At 51.8% G+C, this 3,086-nt stretch carries 3 protein-coding genes; 2 read left to right on the top strand and 1 reads right to left on the bottom strand.

Features of this window, described 5'->3' with window-relative positions:
- Window positions 1-174 precede the first annotated feature (174 nt).
- Window positions 175-1,218 carry a P1 family peptidase gene (locus PPL9_RS26135; protein WP_057465456.1) on the top strand — a complete coding sequence of 348 codons (1,044 nt, stop codon included), beginning with the start codon at window positions 175-177 and terminating at the stop codon, window positions 1,216-1,218.
- On the top strand, window positions 1,211-2,164 hold the full coding sequence (locus tag PPL9_RS26130) for an aminoglycoside phosphotransferase family protein (RefSeq protein ID WP_057465455.1): 954 nt from the start codon (window positions 1,211-1,213) through the stop codon (window positions 2,162-2,164). Before PPL9_RS26135 ends, PPL9_RS26130 begins: the two co-directional genes overlap by 8 nt.
- 32 nt (window positions 2,165-2,196) lie before the next feature.
- Here the strand turns inward: PPL9_RS26130 and PPL9_RS34460 are convergent.
- A partial coding sequence (locus tag PPL9_RS34460) for a glutamate decarboxylase (RefSeq protein WP_244273481.1) occupies window positions 2,197-3,086 on the bottom strand: 890 nt, incomplete at its 5' end.

Raw genomic sequence — 3,086 nt, 5'->3', positions numbered from 1 at the left:
AAATCATTCAAGCCATAAAAAGAGAGGGCATCGGCGGTGGAATTGGTCAGCCAATTGCGAGTGAGCGCTTTCCTGATTTTGGCTGGGAAAGCGGCTGGTAGCGTTGTTTGCTGATTAACTATGAAATAGGACTGGTAACACTTGAGTGCTCTACGATTTTTGCCAGAGGTTGGAATGTTTCAGAAAATCAATATTGGGTCTTTGCCAAAGGGGCAGCGGAATACAATTTGTGATGTTCCGGGTGTCAAAGTCGGACATGTGACGCTGACTGATGGTGACTGCCAGACTGGTGTGACCGCGATTACCACGCATGGTGAGAATGCATTTAACCTGAGAACGCGCGCGGCTTCTCATGTGTTTAACGGGTTTGGCAAGAGTGTTGGGCTGGTGCAGGTTGAAGAGCTGGGAGAGCTGGAGACGCCGATCCTATTGACGAACACGCTAAGCGTTGGTGCGGTGAGCGAAGGTCTGATCCAGCATACCTTGGCAGAAACGCCGGATATTGACTTCGTGATGGGCACGATCAATCCAGTGGTGTTTGAATGTAATGATGCTTTCCTGAACAAGATCAGTGCGTTGTATGTCCGCCCACAGCATGCTCTGGACGCGATTAAAGCGGTTTCTGAAGAGTTTGAGCAAGGTGCGGTTGGTGCGGGGCGTGGGATGTCCTGTTACGGCCTGAAAGGGGGCATTGGAAGTGCCTCTCGTCAGGTGAAGCTTGGTAACAAAGAGTACCATGTGGGTGCGCTTGTGCTTTCCAATATGGGCCGGATGCCGGACTTTACGTTGGCTGGCCAGCATTTAGGGCCACAGATTGAAGAAAAGCTGGCACGTGATGAGAGCGGACCTGAAAAAGGGTCTATCATCATGATCATTGGAACGGACTTGCCGCTCAGCGAACGCCAGTTGAAGCGGGTTGCCAAGAGAACTTCTGTAGGACTTGCACGAACTGGTTCATTTCTTGGTCATGGAAGTGGCGATATAGCTTTAGCATTCACAACTGCGGATCCAGTGGACACAAAGAGCAGAAAACGCACGCATTCGGTGGAACAAGTGGATGAGCGGCGAATTGACAGGGTGTTTAGAGCGACTGCAGAAGTTACAGAGGAAGCTATCGTCAATTCAATGTTGAATGCAGAACGAGTAACGGGCCGTGATGGCAATACGCGCTATGCATTGGGAGATTTTGGCGAGTTAATGGGGGAAGCAAATGAATAAGCAGGAAATCAAGCTCCTTGATGAAGCTTTTGCCTTGCCGGAAAATACCAGGTGGTCCTCATTTGGAGAGGGCCATGCCAATGAAACCTGGTTGGGAGAAATAGACGGGGAGGAGCCTGTTGTTCTTCGTCGTCACAATCCAAACAGAACTGAAGAGCAGATCCTTTCAGAGTTCAAATGTCTGGACCTGCTGCAGGATTTGATCGGATACGAGGTTCCGAAGGCGCTTTATGGCGTTAATCAGGAGCGTTTGACCGAGGTTGAGGGTGCTTACTACTCTGTCTTTGAGTTGATCGAAGGTGAGACACCACCACTGGATAAGATTGAGACCTGCAGCCGGAGTGGTCAGGCCTTGGCAAATCTGCACATCAAGCTTTGGGAGGAGCGAGATGCGTTTCGATTTGCGGAACAAGAACGTCCGGGTGTTAGCAAAGAGACGTTGAAGTCAGGAGCTGCCTTGTTGGCCGCGCTTTCTGAGTTGGAAGCTTCCAAGAACATCGATGCCAAGTATCTGAGCTCTGCTTATTGGACAGATGTGGAGACGGCGCTTGATGAAGCGCTGGGTAAACTTGGAAGCCTGAATGAGACAAAACACCTGATCCATGGTGATTTTGGACCGCCGAACACACTCATCAGCGAGAATTCTGGCGAGTTGGTCGGTGTGCTTGACTGGGATGAATGCCGCTGGGACCTGCCGGTTTATGATGTTGCTGGCGTTTATCCCTTCCTGTGCGAGATCGATAAATCTCTCGGTGAGGCGTTTGTTGATGCTTATTTCACAGGATTAAAAGGCTCATCTCACCCGCTTGCAACGCGCGAAAGCGAAATACGAGCTCTCATGGCAGCTGTACAATATGTGGCTACCTACAAAGAGTTTGAGCTGATGGTTGAGAACCATCTGGATGAACCTGAGTATCTGGCGCAGCTGCTTGAGCAGCTGGCCTGATCTTTAGGCGGTTTCTCTCACGGTGATATGCTTTACCCGTGAGAGAAGCTTGGCCCTGCTTCTGACCATTTGATGTTGTTTTTATCCAGATAGTTCAGAGCCTTACGGATATCGAGAAAGAGTTGGTCTACTGCGTCATGAGAGACGCCGTGGCGTACCATGATACGTTGGACGACCGTATCGTGCATGTCTGCCGGCAATGGGTAGGAGGCGATTTGCCACCCACTCATGCGCACCCGTTCTGAAAGGTCGTAGAGCGAGTAGTGGGCCTTTTCCGGGTGTTTGAGGCGATAGCACACACAGGGCAGGGCGCCATTGCCGTCATACAGGATGTCGAGCTCCGGTAGCCCCGCCAGTTTTTCGGCGAGATATTGAGCGTTCTCAGCGCAGGCTGACTGGATGTCTCTGTAGCCTACCCAGCCTAGTCTCATGAAATTGTAATACTGGATGACGATCTGACCGCCGGGGCGCGAGAAGTTCAGTGCGAAGGTGGGCATGTTGCCGCCCAGATAATCGACGTTGAACACCAGATCAGACGGTAGCTCTTTCTTATCGCGCCAGATCACCCAGCCAACACCAAGCGGTGCGAGACCGAACTTGTGGCCGGAGGCGTTGATGGACTTTACGCGATCGAGGCGGAAATCCCACAGCAGCTCTGGATGCAGGAAGGGAGCAACGAACCCGCCGGATGCGGCGTCTACGTGAACCGGAACGTCCAGACCTGTCTGAGCCTGGATCTTATCCAGCTCCTCGCAAACTTCCCTCACGGGTTCATAAACACCGGTGAAGGTGACGCCGAGGGTCGGAACGACACAGATTGTGTTTTCGTCCACGTAATCCTTCAGCTGCTCAGGCCTCATATGGAGAGACCCTTCGCTGAGAGGGATCTGACGGAGCTCCACATCAAAGTATTTGGCAAACT

It is taken from the genome of Pseudovibrio sp. POLY-S9 (assembly GCF_001431305.1).
Taxonomy (GTDB): Bacteria; Pseudomonadota; Alphaproteobacteria; order Rhizobiales; family Stappiaceae; genus Pseudovibrio.
This window is presented reverse-complemented; position numbering and strand designations above follow the sequence as displayed.

What these genes read in the sequence shown, in the direction of transcription:
- PPL9_RS26135 (WP_057465456.1), top strand. Translation starts at nt 175, where the DNA reads ATGTTTCAGAAAATCAATATTGGGTCTTTGCCAAAGGGGCAGCGGAAT.
- PPL9_RS26130 (WP_057465455.1), top strand. Translation starts at nt 1,211, where the DNA reads ATGAATAAGCAGGAAATCAAGCTCCTTGATGAAGCTTTTGCCTTGCCG.